15 protein-coding genes and 1 pseudogene are annotated in these 13,979 nt (G+C 66.5%); 9 read left to right on the forward strand and 7 right to left on the reverse strand.

All coding sequences use genetic code 11. The annotated features are described in order from the left end of the window. Positions 1–193, reverse strand: a pseudogene (locus ETD96_RS28465) (hypothetical protein); the annotation flags it as partial. 108 nt (positions 194–301) lie between these two features. Here ETD96_RS28465 and ETD96_RS28470 point away from each other — a divergent pair. The 3 genes from ETD96_RS28470 to ETD96_RS28480 are packed head-to-tail and all read left to right on the forward strand — an operon-like array spanning position 302 to position 2,379. Further along, positions 302–520 carry a hypothetical protein gene (locus ETD96_RS28470; protein WP_138639575.1) on the forward strand — a complete coding sequence of 73 codons (219 nt, stop codon included), beginning with the start codon at positions 302–304 and terminating at the stop codon, positions 518–520. A 56-nt stretch (positions 521–576) separates the two neighbouring features. Next, positions 577–1,356, forward strand: a complete 780-nt coding sequence (locus ETD96_RS28475) for an aminotransferase class IV family protein (RefSeq protein ID WP_138639576.1) — start codon at positions 577–579, stop codon at positions 1,354–1,356. A 27-nt stretch (positions 1,357–1,383) separates the two neighbouring features. Beyond that, positions 1,384–2,379, forward strand: a complete 996-nt coding sequence (locus tag ETD96_RS28480; protein ID WP_138639577.1) for an SUMF1/EgtB/PvdO family nonheme iron enzyme — start codon at positions 1,384–1,386, stop codon at positions 2,377–2,379. A gap of 1,703 nt (positions 2,380–4,082) precedes the next feature. Here ETD96_RS28480 and ETD96_RS28485 read toward each other — a convergent pair. After that, a protein-coding gene (locus ETD96_RS28485) for an IS5 family transposase (RefSeq protein WP_205719497.1) occupies positions 4,083–5,020 on the reverse strand; the annotation gives its coding sequence in 2 pieces (ribosomal slippage) (positions 4,083–4,615 and positions 4,615–5,020; 939 coding nt in all). On the opposite strand from ETD96_RS28485, the gene ETD96_RS28490 reads away from it, so the two are divergent. Continuing rightward, positions 5,009–5,638 (forward strand): class I SAM-dependent methyltransferase, encoded by a 630-nt coding sequence (locus ETD96_RS28490; protein WP_089331202.1) that lies wholly within the window; start codon positions 5,009–5,011, stop codon positions 5,636–5,638. The two genes, ETD96_RS28485 and ETD96_RS28490, sit on opposite strands and share 12 nt — an antisense overlap. Positions 5,639–5,744: 106 nt before the next feature. Here the strand turns inward: ETD96_RS28490 and ETD96_RS28495 are convergent, their stop codons facing one another. After that, positions 5,745–5,939, reverse strand: a complete 195-nt coding sequence (locus ETD96_RS28495; protein WP_138639579.1) for a hypothetical protein — start codon at positions 5,937–5,939, stop codon at positions 5,745–5,747. Between the two features lie 318 nt (positions 5,940–6,257). Here ETD96_RS28495 and ETD96_RS28500 point away from each other — a divergent pair, with 318 nt between their 5' ends. Then, entirely contained in the window at positions 6,258–6,863 is a 606-nt protein-coding gene (locus ETD96_RS28500; RefSeq protein WP_138639580.1) for a hypothetical protein, read from the forward strand. A gap of 547 nt (positions 6,864–7,410) precedes the next feature. Here ETD96_RS28500 and ETD96_RS28505 read toward each other — a convergent pair. Beyond that, the gene (locus tag ETD96_RS28505) at positions 7,411–7,806 is read right to left on the reverse strand and encodes a hypothetical protein (RefSeq protein WP_138639581.1); all 396 of its coding nucleotides are present in this window, start codon (positions 7,804–7,806) and stop codon (positions 7,411–7,413) included. Between the two features lie 355 nt (positions 7,807–8,161). Here ETD96_RS28505 and ETD96_RS28510 point away from each other — a divergent pair, with 355 nt between their 5' ends. Continuing rightward, positions 8,162–8,458, forward strand: a complete 297-nt coding sequence (locus tag ETD96_RS28510) for a hypothetical protein (RefSeq protein ID WP_138639582.1) — start codon at positions 8,162–8,164, stop codon at positions 8,456–8,458. A gap of 267 nt (positions 8,459–8,725) precedes the next feature. Here the strand turns inward: ETD96_RS28510 and ETD96_RS28515 are convergent, their stop codons facing one another. Continuing rightward, complete coding sequence (locus tag ETD96_RS28515) at positions 8,726–9,430, reverse strand: hypothetical protein (RefSeq protein ID WP_138639583.1); 705 nt, start codon at positions 9,428–9,430, stop codon at positions 8,726–8,728. Between the two features lie 466 nt (positions 9,431–9,896). Further along, positions 9,897–10,397: a pyridoxamine 5'-phosphate oxidase family protein gene (locus ETD96_RS28520; protein ID WP_138639584.1), complete on the reverse strand. Its 501-nt coding sequence runs from the start codon at positions 10,395–10,397 to the stop codon at positions 9,897–9,899. Between the two features lie 433 nt (positions 10,398–10,830). On the opposite strand from ETD96_RS28520, the gene ETD96_RS28525 reads away from it, so the two are divergent. Further along, positions 10,831–11,391, forward strand: a complete 561-nt coding sequence (locus ETD96_RS28525; protein ID WP_138639585.1) for a hypothetical protein — start codon at positions 10,831–10,833, stop codon at positions 11,389–11,391. A gap of 18 nt (positions 11,392–11,409) precedes the next feature. Here the strand turns inward: ETD96_RS28525 and ETD96_RS28530 are convergent, their stop codons facing one another. Continuing rightward, positions 11,410–12,000, reverse strand: coding sequence for a TetR/AcrR family transcriptional regulator (locus ETD96_RS28530; RefSeq protein ID WP_138639586.1), 591 nt, complete (start codon positions 11,998–12,000; stop codon positions 11,410–11,412). Positions 12,001–12,083: 83 nt separating this feature from the next. On the opposite strand from ETD96_RS28530, the gene ETD96_RS28535 reads away from it, so the two are divergent. After that, entirely contained in the window at positions 12,084–12,896 is an 813-nt protein-coding gene (locus ETD96_RS28535) for an SDR family NAD(P)-dependent oxidoreductase (RefSeq protein ID WP_138639587.1), read from the forward strand. A gap of 216 nt (positions 12,897–13,112) precedes the next feature. Further along, entirely contained in the window at positions 13,113–13,649 is a 537-nt protein-coding gene (locus tag ETD96_RS28540; protein WP_138639588.1) for a hypothetical protein, read from the forward strand. The last annotated feature ends 330 nt before the right edge of the window (positions 13,650–13,979 follow it).

The following is a 13,979-nucleotide window of genomic DNA, read 5'->3' on the forward strand; positions in this document are numbered from 1 at the left end:
TCAGCGCCTCCCGCAGCGACGCCGAGTCCGACCGGATCACGGTCGGTTCCACGCCGGCGGCCGGGTCGCGCAGGGTGGCGACCCAGTCGCCCAGACGCCCGTCCCAGCGCCGAGCCCGCCAGATCCGATGCCCGGTGAACTCCTCCCGAAGCTGTCGAAGCGCCGGGTCATCGTTGTGCGCACGCGTTTCCATCGCAGGGTTCCTCGGTTGAAGGGGTTCGGCTCAGGCCGCACCGGTCTCGCGAGCCGGGGCAGCGATACAGGCCCGGTGAACCCGAGCCGTGATCTGCCGTGTCCGGTCGTGGAGTTCATCGAGTTCCGCAGTGATCTCGGCGAGTACCGCGAGAAGGGCCTGACCTCTTCCTCGGTCAGCCCGCCAGCCTGCCCCGAGTCATTGCTGCGCAGACGCGGCATGGCAAGCCGCACCACCTTGTCTTCCGAACGCACACGACCGCTCATGTCAACCACGGTGTCGTGTCGATCGCGCCTTTCCCATGTCCTGGCACCGACGCAGTCCTGAACTTGTCCTGTACCCGGACCTGTGAGCAGCCCTTACCTACTGACAGACTGACCCCCATGGCTGAACTCAACGGCGTACCTGTCACCCCGGATGAGCTCAAAGCGCTAGCTCTCGTGAACTACGGTCACTTCACGTCGATGCGCATGGAAAACCAGCACATCAGAGGCTTTTCACACCATCTAGAGCGACTCGTTCGAGACTGCCGTGTTCTCTTCGGCCACGAGCTGGACCGCCAACAGGTCCGGGAGTACGTCAGACAGGCCACCGCCGGACGAGACGGCGCGTTCGTCGTCCGCGTGACGATCTACGACCCCGACCTAGAGCTAGGCCACCCCGGAGCCCGCGCCGAGCCGAAGATACTCATCACGACCCGGCTGTCCGGTGCATGGCCGATGTCCCCCATGCGGGTGCAATCCGTGCCCTACGTGCGCGAGCTGCCCGAACAGAAGCACGTCGGCCTGTTCGGTGCCCTGTGGCATCGCCGCAACGCCCAACTCGACGGATTCGACGATTGCGTTTTCACCGACCCGGAGCTGTACATCTCCGAGGGCGCAACGTGGAACATCGGCTTCTTCGACGGACAGCAAGTCATCTGGCCCAACGCCGAAGTTCTTCCCGGCGTGACCATGCGCCTACTCCACCAGGTGCACGACGCGACATCCCTTGGCCCCGTGAACCTCTCCGACCTACCGCGCATGGAAGCCGCATTCGCGACCAACACAGCCATTGGCGTACGAGCGATTACGGCCATCAACGAAGTGGAGTTCCCAGACGCGCACCCGATCTTGATGACTCTCCGCAAGGAGTACGAAGAGATCCCCGCCGAAGCCGTCTGAACACCGCCCCGCTACGGAGAGCACGACATGCCCCCCACAGTGTCACGCTGGACCGGCAAGGAAGCCCGCGCCCTACGGGAAGCCAAGCGCGTAAGCCAGGTGGAGTTCGCCGCGGAACTCGGCGTTAGCGAACGAATGATCGTCAGGTGGGAGAAGGGAAACGTCACCCCCCGACCCATCAACCAGCAGGGCCTAGACACCGTACTCGCAGCATGTAGCCCCGACGTACAGGCCCGGTTCGCCGAGATGATCGGCTTGACGAGCCCGGCAACGTCCGCCCAAGATCCGGGCGTGTCCTCAGAGCAGCCAGCAAGCCCCCAGTCAGAGCCCGACGTACCAGTTGGCGACGAAGACCAGGTCAGACACCCCATCGACGGGAAGCTGATGACGCTGATCCCGGCCGGCGTCTACTTCGCAGGCGAGAACAGCGAACCCATCTACCTCCCGGCGTTCTACATCGACGTGTTCCCCACCACAAACGCCGACTACGCCCGCTTCGTCGCAGCGACCGACCACAAGCCGCCGCAGCACTGGGAAAACGGCGACATCTCCGAGGGACTCGACAACCACCCGGTCGTGTTCGTCACATGGCACGACGCCCACGCCTACGCCCAGTGGTCCGCCAAGGCCCTCCCCAGCGCCCAGCAATGGGAGAAGGCAGCCCGAGGGACCCGAGGCGAGATCTATCCATGGGGCAACCAGCGGACCCCCGCGAAGGTCAACTGCCGAGAGGGCGGGAAGCGCAGCACCACCCCCGTTGACTGCTACGCGAGCGGCGTCAGCCCGTACGGCGTCTACGACATGTGCGGCAACACCTGGGACTGGTGCTCGACCGAGACCGAGCCTGGCCGCTACGAGCTGAAGGGGAGCGCGTTCACGAGCCCCTTCCTACGCTGCGCACCGTCCACCTTCAACGACGCCTCAGCAGACATGCTCGACGACGACACCGGCTTCCGCTGCGTCACCCCAGCCGAGACCATGCGAGCCCTGCTGAACGTGAAGGGCCAGTCAGCCGAAGCCTGAGGTCAGTCCTGCGCACCGGGGCCGGATGAGAACTTTCTTTACGTCTTCAAGGGCGCCGCTACGCGTCGCCGGCGGCCGCCCGCCCCGGCGCGCCGGGCATGCGGCCTGTCCCGTCCGGTCCCGCCGCGCCGGTTCGCCCGACCGCCGACGGATGACGACGATCGCCGACGGATGACGACGATCGCCGTAATCAGCGTTCTGGGGTTTCGGCAGGTTCAGGTTTCCGGGAAACGGAATGTTGTGCCGTAATCGGCGTTCTGGGGTTTCGGCAGGTTCAGGTTTCCGGGAAACGGAATGTTGTGCCGTAATCGGCGTTCTGGGGTTTCGGCAGGTTCAGGTTTCCGGGAAACGGAATGTTGTGCCGTAATCAGTGTTCTGGGGTTTCGGCAGATTCAGGTTTCCGAGAAACGGAATGTTGCCTGAAGGATTAATGTAATAATGCGCAGGGTTTGACGGGCCCCCGTTGGACCGTCCCGGATGAACTCGACGCCCTGGAGAGGGTGCCCTGCAAGAGTGTGAGGCAAGTCACTTGCATGCATCCGTCGGGCGGCTGACCTGCGGATTCGGTGGTGACGATGGGCCGAAATTCCAATCGGCGGATGCTCGGACGTCACGTTCTATCGGCCAAGTACCTGCATGGATGGAATGGTCGCGCTAGGGTCTTAGCAATGTCAAGGACGGCCGCGCGAGGAGTCCAGTCCTACCAAGATCGGGTACTCGCTCGCGCGGCCTTCGACTCGATGAGGAGTCTTATGCCTACTCTACCGAATCCAAGCGGGCCCGTCTCGGCGGTGCTGGCCATTGGTGCCCTGACGGTGACGCTAACGATCTTGGGCGTTGCTCCGAGTGATGTGCATGTGATCACCACCGAGTTCATCGGACTGGTCATGGGCTATGTCGCTGGACAAACCAGGCGGCCGCCAAGGTCGGGAACATGATCGATGCGAGGCCGGGGCTTGAAAGCAACCCCGGGGTGAGCCCCCTCAGTTGATCGTGTGCGACTCGGGGGGCGCGCCGCCCCCCGAACCCCCTGCGAGCCGGAGCACTCGTTCGCGCGAGACGGTCTGTCACAACTTGCGCGCCGTTCGCGCGAACGAGTGCTCCGGAACGGTCGGTGTGGAGTGCTCAAAGCTTGCTAACGGCGGGTCTGGACGGGCCTAGACGAGGATGGAACCTAGGGCTTCCGAGACAGGGGCCAAGTAGGTCGGCGGACGAGGCTGGACGGGTGTGGATCTTGTTCGTGAGACTCGTAATGAGGAGGTCGTCAGCTCAGCCCTACGATCGCCACAGCCCGGCTGATGTCGGTTGCGTGGTTGGGGGCGATCGCTGCCGCGCGGCTTCCGGTGCTCGGGCCGTGGCCGGCCCTGCGCTCCGGGTCCGCTTGCCCTCGGGTGATCGGGGTGCTGTCCGCCGCTCCGAGCTGCCGAGGACGAGCAGCGCACTGGCTACGGTGACGTGCAATTAGCGTGCAATTAGCCAGGGTGATCAGGGGACAACAGCGGTCACTGGCGGTATGAGCGGAGACCAGGTCAGGCACTATGACGGCCGGGATCGGTTTGATTCCCAAGCTGACAGCGCGGGTTCGATTCCCGTCACCCGCTCCCACGATGAAGGCCCAGGCCAGGGACATGCTCCCCGATCCTGGGCCTTGATTATTTTTGCCGTCGTCACCGATGGGCCATTAGGGCCTGTCTGACAAATGATCACCTGGCCGTTTCACGGAGCCAGAGGATCATGGAGGCCAGGACAACTCCCGCGCGGTAGCGGTCCACAAGCTTGTCGAACCTGGTTGCGATCGCACGGAACTGCTTGAGGCGGGCGAAGCATCGTTCGACCACGTTGCGGTCGCGGTAGATCTCCGTGTCGAAGGCGGGTGGCCTGCCACCGCGGCGCCCTCGGCGGCGGCGGTTGGCCACCTGGTCGCGGCGCTCGGGGATCGTGGCGGCGATGCCCCGACGCCGCAGCAGATGGCGGATGGCCCTGCTGGAGTATGCCTTGTCACCCAGCACACGGTCCGGTGTCGTGCGCGGGCGGCCCGTGCCGGCGCGCGGGGTGCGGATCCCGTCGAGGACGTCGGCGAACGCGGTGGCGTCGTTGGCGTTTCCGGGTGTGAGCACGATCGACAGCGGCAGCCCCCGGCCGTCGACGGCGAGGTGGACCTTGGTGGTCAGCCCGCCCCGGGACCGGCCGAGGGCCTGGTGCACCTGCGAGCGGCCCGGATCTTCCAGTTCGTCCCCGTCCGCGTCCCTCTTTTACGGGCGCCCGCGGCGTGCTGGTGGGCCCGGTTGACCGTGGAGTCGACGGCGACAGTCCACTCCACCTGGCCCACCGCGTCGTCACGGACCTGGACGTGCTCCAGCAGCTTCGCCCACGTGCCATCGGCCTCCCAGCGGGCGAACCGCTCGTAGACGGTCTGCCACGGCCCGTACCGCTCGGGCAGGTCGCGCCAAGGAGCCCCGGTCCGCAGCCGCCACAGCACCCCGTTGACCACCTGCCGGTGATCACGCCACGGACGTCCGCGTCCGTCCACCTGCGGCAACAGGGGCTCTATTCGCTCCCATGCCGCATCCGTCAACTCACCTCGACCTGCCACAAGATCAATTATCAGACTGGCGATAGAGTCCTGCCCGTGGCGAACCATCAGGACGAGACCAGTGCGGCCTACGACGGAGTCGTCGAGCTGTACGCATCGCTGTTCGCAGACCGGCTGGAGACACAGCCGTTCACCCGGGCCATGATCGGCACCTTCGCCGAACTGGTGCGCGCGACGGGCAACCTGCGGGCAGCGGACGTCGGGTGCGGGCCCGGACATCTGACGGCCATGCTGCACGAACTGAGCCTGGACGCCTTCGGACTCGACCTCTCCCCCGGCATGGTCAACCACGCACGGCGGGCCCATCCGGCGCTGTGCTTCCAGGAGGCGCGGATGGAATCCCTTCCGATCGAGGACGGCGCGCTCGGCGGCGTACTGGCCCACTATTCGATGATCCACACCCCTCCGGGAGAACTGCCGGAGCTGCTCGCCGAGCAGGTACGCGTCCTGGCGCCGGATGGCCTGCTCCTGGTTTCCTTCTTCGGGACCGACGGACAAGAACCGGTCCGGTTCGATCACAAGGTGGCGCCTGCCTACAGCTGGCCGGCGGATCGCCTCGCTGAACTGCTGGCCGATGCCGGGCTCGTTCCCTTCGCCCGGCTGCTCCACGATCCGGCCTCCGAGCGAGGCTTCCTCGACGCCCATCTGCTGGCCCGCCGATCGTAGGTCTTGCCCGGTAATACCCGCCAGCCGGTCGGCGCACCTCCGGACTGCCAGCTCGGCGGACGCTCGCTGATCCGACTGGAATTGTCAGACAGGCCCTAGCGGGCCATTAGGCCACCTGCACCAGCGTCCCGGCCGCCTCGCCGTCATCTTTGTCGTCCTGGTCGCGCTCCTCCCGGACGAGGGCATCAAGGCCATCGGTGATGATGCGGTCACCCTTGGCCGACCTGTGTTGGTAGCGCAGCGCCGCCCGCTCGTTGTCGTGCCCCATCCGTCCCATCAGGTTCTTGGTCGAGACGCCCATGTCGGCCGCGAGCTGGTTACCGGTGTGCCGAAGCCGCCGGTCGGTGCGGACCGGGTGCGGGCTCTCCGGGGCGGTCCCGCCCCGGCCGGCCTGCCACTCGCAGGCGACTGGCGACCGTGGGGAAGGACCCTCGCACACAACTTGACGCAGGCAGGGGGAACAGCCTTGGCTGCCTCCAGCGTCGGCTGGCGCTCGCGAACTGTCCTAATGGCGCGAGCACCTAGTATCACCATCAATGGGATTACCCAACCGCTCCGCGTGTTCAGGGGTGCCATCGATATGGCGTTCTGTCGCCGGGCTGGCGGAAGGTGAAGTGGCATGCCCGACGTTCGAGGGACCCTGGAATTGCGCCCAGGTTCCCGGTCAGCGCTGATGGTGGCGACCGCCGTGGGGTTGGGCGCCGTAGTCGAGGTCGCCGTGATCCTGATCAGCGACGCCCCCACGGTGCCCGCCCTGATCATGGGGCCCATCGTTGCCGTGTTGATCATCCTGGGAGCATGGGCCTTCCTCACCGCCCGCATCACCCTGACCTCCGACGAGGTCGTCGTGCGGGGTCCGTTCATCCGTCGGCGCCGGCCGCGCTCGCGCATCACGAAAGCTGTGCGCGCAACCATCGAACCACTCGACACGCACAGGGGGTTGCCCGACCAAAGCCTGTTCCTGCTCGATGCGCATGACACGCTGCTCCTCAGAGTGAGGGTCACCTACTACAAGCGCCAGGACGTGGACCGGCTGGTCAAGATGCTCGCCGTGCCGTGCAGTGGGCCCCACCACTTCGGGAGCGCCAAAGAATTCGACCAGACGTATCCGGGCCTGTTGTCGTCGTCGGAACGGCATCAGCAACGGATCGTGTTCGCAGTCATCGGTGTCTTGTGCGCCGTGCCCCTGGCGGTGATGCTCGTCTTGCTCGCGACAGCATCCTGATCCGCCACAAACGGGCAGCAAGTTCGCATGCTCCTGGCCCTTGCTGTGGGGAGCTCCGCCTAATGGCTCTGGCCCTGGCCTGCTTCCCTGATGGGTGGGACGAAAGACGGGAAGCTCAGGCATAGGTGTCTGGTGGTCGCGCCAGCGACGGGACCCTAACGGCACCGCAGTTCAGGCGGCCCACGGCGAGCGGTTAGCCACGATGATCAGGCAGTCGCGGTCACTCGCGGTACGGCGGTACACCAGGTCAGCCGTGCCCCTCTGAGGCATCCCGTCCCGGATGACAACTTTCTTTACGTCTTCAGGGCGCCCGCTCCGCAGCCGCCCACCTCGGTGCGCCGGGGCGGGCCGCCTGTTCCGTCCGGTCCCGCCGCGCCGCGTCGCCGGGCCGCCCCCCAAACTAGTGTCAAGCATGACCCGTGACCGAATGACTCGTGTTCGCGCAGCATGTGACTTCGGCTGCCACAAAGCGACACCTTATGCCGGGTGCGCGCGCTGCTTGTGCGCGGGAATTCAGCTCCTGGCCGAGGTGGTGCGGGACCTCGGTTCAGGTCGAGGTGCTGATGCCCACCGCCCAGACGGCACCGATCGCCAGCAACATGACGATCATGGAGGTGGCGATCCAGGTCATCACACCCCCGCTGACCTTCGTGGACGGGTCTTCGACCCATCGGTAGTAATCGCGGGTGATCTGACGTCGAACCGGGGCGAGCATCACCGGGAACATGATCAGGACTGCTATGTACAGGTACAGAGTCTCGGCCAGTGTGTGGCTCTGGGCGAGACCTCGCACGCCGACCGCGATGATGCCGATGACCGGGAGCCAGAACTGCTTCCTGCGGTACTGCGGTATCTGGATGATCCACTGCATGGCGCCGAGATTGACGAGAGTGGCGCCCACCGCGATCAGCACCCATGCGCCGGTGGGCAGCGACAAGAACACGGGAAGCCCCCTTCGAGCTGAACCCCATGAGCCTCAACACTCATAGGGCTCAGGCCAGTATGCCGACGAGCAGTGACCCCTGATCAATACCTCCGCCGGGCTGTACCTGGGCGGTGCGATGCTCTGGCTCCGCAGCCCTGCACATCGTCGTGGTGGTTGTGCTCCTCGCCCAAGGGCACCAAGGCCCTCGGCGACGACCTGGTCGCCCTCGGACTGTGGCGGTAACCCAGCGCCGCCCGCCCGCCGCGGGCGGGGCAGGATGAGAGCTTCCAATACGTCTTCAACGGCGCCGCCTATGGCGCCTAACAGCGGAGTTTGGAGCTATCAGCCGGCAAGGGACTGGCAGGGAGGCGGCATGGAGTCGACGCGGGCCGATAAGGTCTTCGGCATGGAGTTCGCCTTCCGCCAGCACAGTCGCTGGGACGTGACTCTGAAGAGCGGCTCAATGCTCGTGGTCTGGGCTGATGCCTACAGTGAGTTGACCGACGAGTTCGTCTTCTTCACGGCCGTCCGCGCTTCGCCCGAGGAAAGAGAAGGGCTTGAGGTCGTGAGCGACTTCTTTCACGACCCCGAGGACATCTTCATCGTGACAGCGCGGATCCCGAGAAACGAGGTTGAGTTGGTTGAGGGCGGTCCTGTCGGGCCGGCCTGAGCGAAGGTCCAGGCAGCGGCTTTTAGCTCTCGGGTCTATGGGTTGAACCTGCCCCAATCGGGGGGCTGCGCAGTCCCCGCTTCCCGTGAGCTGGAGGCGTGCTCGCGCGAAGCTGTCTGTCACACCGTCTCGCCGTTCGTGCGGGCGCACTCTCCGGGACGGTCAGGTGGGTTGCGCGTGAGCAGGAGTGGGACGGCACTGGCCCGGTGGACCCGAGTCGCGATCTGTCGCGCCCGTGCGTGGAGTTCGTCTAGTTCGGCTGTGATCTCAGCGGCACTGGTCGGGGAGTCTGACTCTGCCCGGGGTGTGCTTGAACGTGTTCATCTTGAGCCACTCGTCCAGTTCGGGGTCGTAAAGGTTTTGGACGCCGAACTGAAGGACCTGCCAGAAGGTCGTTGGATCCCGTTGATCGACGTAGATATCGCCGAGCGCGATGGGAAATCGAAGAAACTTCCCGGGAGGTAGTTGGGGTACGACGACGCCGACTCTCCAATGGTTCACATGGCGTTGCGGATTGGACTGCAAGATCTCTCGCCCGACGAACCGTGCCGTCCTTAGCTTCTGGTTCAGAGTGTTCAGGTTGAACCCTGGGATTCGCGAGCACTCGTGGTCATTAAGGCCAGGCCATTTATAGGTCAGCGTGTAGAGCGAGTTCCGATAGATGAGGTTCGTGAACCAGATCGGGTATTGCGGACCTCCTGCGACCATCTGGCTGTCGCCGTCTCTTCCGGTCCAGGTGAACGGCACCGTTATGCCCAGATCCCGGACGATCCATTTGCCGGTCCCCTGGAAGTTACGCGGGAGTTGGGGCGGTCGTGGAGTGGGTCCACTGGGTACTCTCACAGCGGCGACGTCGCCTGACGGCGTTGGGGCGGCTCGACCTGCGGCGGCCGCAGGAGGCATCGCCAAGGTGACGAATGCGCTGGCGAGTGCTCCCGCCATGACCATCCGGCGTTTGCGTGTCCGACCCATGTTCCTCTCCCGGCTACCGTGCCGCGCGCCGCCAAGGCGCAGGCTCCGAACGCAGCGATGCTCCTGCACCGTCCCCGCGTCGGAGAGAGAAAAAGCCACAGGCAGGTCACGGTTAGCTCTTGTCCCGGCGAGGGGCGCAGAAGGGGACGTTTCCCAATATTCCACCGAAACGAGGTGCCGTACCTGATCGACAACGCGGTTGTGTCATCAAGTCGCATGGAGTGTTGAAAGCGCGCGACCTCTGTGGTGATGGCGGCGGCGTGGCCCGCGCCGCTGGAGCCTGAAAGACGCCACCCGCCCTTCTAGAGCGACAAGAGCAAGAAGCAGCGCCCGAAGGATTGGGCGCGTAGCGGGCACAGTGGCCGGTGAACGAAAAAGGCCCAGTGTCAGTGACTCCTCAGCGGCTGCCCTGCCCTCCTTGTTCCTTTGCGGCTTTTGCGCGCCGCGTCTGGGGGACCGTGTGGGGTCAGGTGTGTTGGCGTTGTGCTCGTTGCTGGACCAGTTCCTCGACTGCGCTCGGCAGGGTCGTTTCGAAGTCGATCAGCTTGGCCCAGGTCGGGGTCACGACGATTCGGACCATGCCGTCGCTGTAGAGCGAGCGCACCTCCGCCTCCCACTCGACGCGCTGCTCGGGTGTCATCTCGTAGGTGGTGTTCGCCTGGAGGTACTCGTCCGGGATGCCGTCGACGTAGTCCAGTTCGGCGCGGCCCCGGATGAGCAGGATCTTGGGCGGGTGGACCTCGGTGTCGATCGTCAGCGCGACCATCGGGTTCTCTCTCAGGGCCCCGAGTTTCGGAGCGTTCTTCGCCGTGCACATGACGATCTCCGAGCCGTTCCAGGCGAACGCGATCGGGATGGCCCGCGGTGTGCCGTCCTTGGCGACGTAGGCCAGCCGGGTCAGGTCCCGGGCCAGCAGTTCCCGGCTGATCGGCCGGTTCAGAAGCTCGGTGATCTCGTTCGGTCGCATGGTTGCTCCTCCTTCAGGGCTTTCGTCTGCGGCCGGTCCATACGGCTGCTCGTGCACCGGGGACGGAGCCGGTGTCGCGTTCTCGACATCTGCAGCGGTTCGTGGTTTCGGATTTGTGGCGCTGCTCATGGTCACCCGCTGACCGAACTGGTCGGGTGATGCCGTGCAGGGTCTCTGGCTCGGTGCCCTGGAGCACCTGTTGTGCGGTCGTTCGCGAAGGTGCGTGCCGGCGGGCGCATGGCTGGGTGCTCGCGACGAGTATGAGCAGGCGGCGTCTGGGGAACCTCATCGCGACCGTGGAGCTGGAAGCACCGGGCTTGGTCTTGAGGTGCCGGCTGTGGCGGCCTGATGATGAAGGGAAGTGTTGTCCTGAGCGACGTGTTCGGGGCACGCCTCGCTCGCCGGTTCCGTGTGCCGACCCCCGAGGAGACTGATGCGACCCATCTCGATGAGCGTGGGGACCTGTCTCCTCCTGCTGGGCGTGGTCGCCGCCGTGTTCAGCCTGCAGAACGCCTACACGGCCGATAAGGCGGTGGACGCGGGTGAACCGAGGTGCGGGGAGGAAGTCCAGATCCCGGGGACCGAGTGCGTGACCTCCTACGGAGGAGGGCCCGCCATGGGCGGAGGTGTCTCCTACGAGGAGGCCAAGGAGTCCAAGGAGGACACCGCCGTCTCGAAAGCATGGGTTTTCCGCGTCGAGCTCCTCGGCACGGTCGGCATCGCCCTGTACGCCGCCGCCGTCGTGTGCCTGTCGGGTGCGTTGCGGGCCCGCCGGTTTCAGCTTCCGATGGTCTTGGCGGTCGTGCTGATACCGGCGGTCGCATACGGGTTGGCTTTCGGGCCCGCGCAGGAACGCGTACAAGAGGTCTCTCCTGTGTCGCCGGGCGTTCTCAGCTTCCTGGACTTCCCTTACTTTCCCATCGTCATCATTTCCGTCGCCGCGCTCACGACGGGCTGGGTCTGGTTCTACAGGGACGCATGGGACTTCGGTTGACCCCTTTCCGCCGGCCGCCTACGGCCGGTGGACGGCGGTGGCGGCGGCTCCGATGATGCGGGCGAGGTCTTCGGGGGTGCGGGTCTGGTCGCGGGTGGCGAGCGCGTCGTAGGTCTCGAAGGAGGTCAGCTGCCAGATCACGTCGATCGTCGCGTCGTCCGGCGGGGCGGGGAAGCGGCGGAGCAGTTCGGTCAGGGCGGTGCGGCGCATCTCGTCGCGGCGGCGCAGCAGGTGTTCCAGGTCGCTGTCGAGGAGGGCCAGGCCGCGGAGCCTGCGCAGGACCGTCCGGTCGCTCGCCCAGAACCGGCAGAACGTCCCGGCGAACTCGGCGAGGGCCGCCGGCGCGTCGGGCGCGGTGAAGGCGTCCGCCAAGCCCATGCCCGCCCGGTCGGCGAGCGTGTCGAACAGTGCCTCCAGCAGCCCGGACTTGGACCCGAAGGCGTTGTAGACGCTCTGGCGGGACACGTCGGCCGCCTTGGCGACCGCGTCCACCGACAGCCGGGGCGTCGCATCGCCCGCCAGCAGGGCGCGGGCGGCGTCCAGGATCCGCCGCCGCGTCTCCTCGGCGGCGGCCCGGCGCTTGTCGGACCGGTACTCGCGAGGGCTCATGTCCTTGACCGCTCCAGAGATTGGATTTACAGTCTGTCCAAAGAATTCTAGCAGTACCGGTATCCCGTGAGAAGGAGCAGGTCATGAGCACTGAACGTCCTCTGAGCGGCCGGGTCGCCATCGTCACCGGCGCCAGCCGCGGCATCGGCGCGGCCACCGCCCGCGCGCTGCACGAGGCCGGGGCCGCCGTCGTCCTGGCGGCCCGGGACGGCACCGCGCTGTCGGAGCTCGCGGCCGAGATCGGCGCCGCAGGCGGCCGCGCGCTGGCCGTCCCGACCGACGTGACGGACCCGGACGCGGTCGAGCGGCTCGTCCACCGCGCGGTCGAGGAGTACGGACGGCTGGACGCGGCGGTCAACAACGCGGCAGGCGGCGGCCACCCGCCCACGCCGCTCGCCGATGTCGCCGTCGCCGACTTCGACAGCGCGCTGACCGTCAACCTGCGCGGGGTCTTCCTGTGCATGAAGCATCAGATCCCCGCCATGCTCGACGCCGGCGGGGGCGCGATCGTGAACATGGCGTCCTCGGCGGGCCTGCAGGCGGTCGGCGGCCTGGCGGGTTACGTGTCGAGCAAGTTCGGCCTGATCGGGCTGACCCGCACGGCGGCGCTGGACTACGCCGAGGCCGGTGTGCGGGTCAACGCGCTGGCCCCCGGCCCGATCCACACCGAGCAGCTCGAGCGCGCCGGGGAGCAGGCGCGGCAGATGGCGGGACGGGCGATGCCCATGCGGCGGATCGGACGCCCCGAGGAGGTCGCGGCCGCCGCCGTGTGGCTGTGCTCGGACGCGGCGTCGTTCGTCACCGGCGCGGCCCTGCCGATCGACGGCGGCAAGCTCGCCGGGATGGCGCCGTTCGGCCCCGGGCCCGGCAAGCCGCCCGAGCGTCCGATGCCCTGAGCGGCGAGAGCAGCCGGGATGGGGACTCCGGAGGCGCCCTCCGGAGAGCCGCCGATGCCCTTATTTCGCGGCAAAGTATGCTCTCCGGGTCGAGCAACTGATCAGGGAGGCGGGCGGTGGCCGAACGGTACGACGCGCCCTTACCGGCACGACGAGTACCCGGCCGGTCGACCTGCCCGTCCACGCTCAGCGCGACCTCGCGAGGGTGATGGACGAATGGTCCGGCTGAACGTCGGCTTTCCGGCGGCGATGTGGGTCCTCTGGCTGGGGTGCCTTGTGCCGATGCTCGCCCTGCTGAGCGCGGTGATAGGGGCGGTCTGCTGGATGCTCCTCTCATCGGACGACAAGGCGCTCGGTGTCCTGATCCTGCTGCCGATCCTGATCCTTGACGCGTTCTGCGGCCTGATACTGGTCCAGCACTACCGCAACACGTACTGGCTCGACGGCAGGGTCCTCGTCCGGAGGGGCATCCGGGGCCGGAAACGGTACGACCTCACCGCAGCCCATGTCAGCGCGGACAGCGCCCAACCGGTGTGGACCAACTGGCGCGGCGGCGTCCTGCCCCGCCTGGTCGTGCAGGTACCCGGGCATGCGCCGGCCAAGATGTGGCTGCGCGCCCCGGCCCGCGGCGGGGCCATGCTCCCTCCCGCCCAACTGGCCGCACTCGCGCAGGCCATCGACCCGGGGTTCCAGCACCCGGTGGCCAGAAGGCTCTGGGAACTCGCCGCCGACCCCCTCGGCGGCGCCATCTGATCGCAGCGGCGGGACGGCCGCGCCGCTGCCTCGCGCCGTCCGCCATGACGACGTATCCGGCTACGGACGAAAGCGGTCGCGGCCTTTCGTGTCGTCGGCGATCAGGCGTTGCAGTGAGGCGTGGGCGGGCGGGCCCCAGGTCGGTTTGCCGCCCGGACGGCCGTGGACGCCGGCGTCCCCGATGAGCATGCCAGTGAGGGCGCGCAGCACCGCCCATCCGCGGGCCCGGCGCAAGGTCGCGGTGTCCAGGGGGCTGTCTCTTTTACACATCTAAAAAAAAAAAACATATTTAGAGATTTCTTGTATTAATTCATGAATTTTAAGTATCAT

It is taken from the genome of Actinomadura geliboluensis (assembly GCF_005889745.1).
Classification (GTDB): Bacteria; Actinomycetota; Actinomycetes; order Streptosporangiales; family Streptosporangiaceae; genus Spirillospora; species Spirillospora geliboluensis.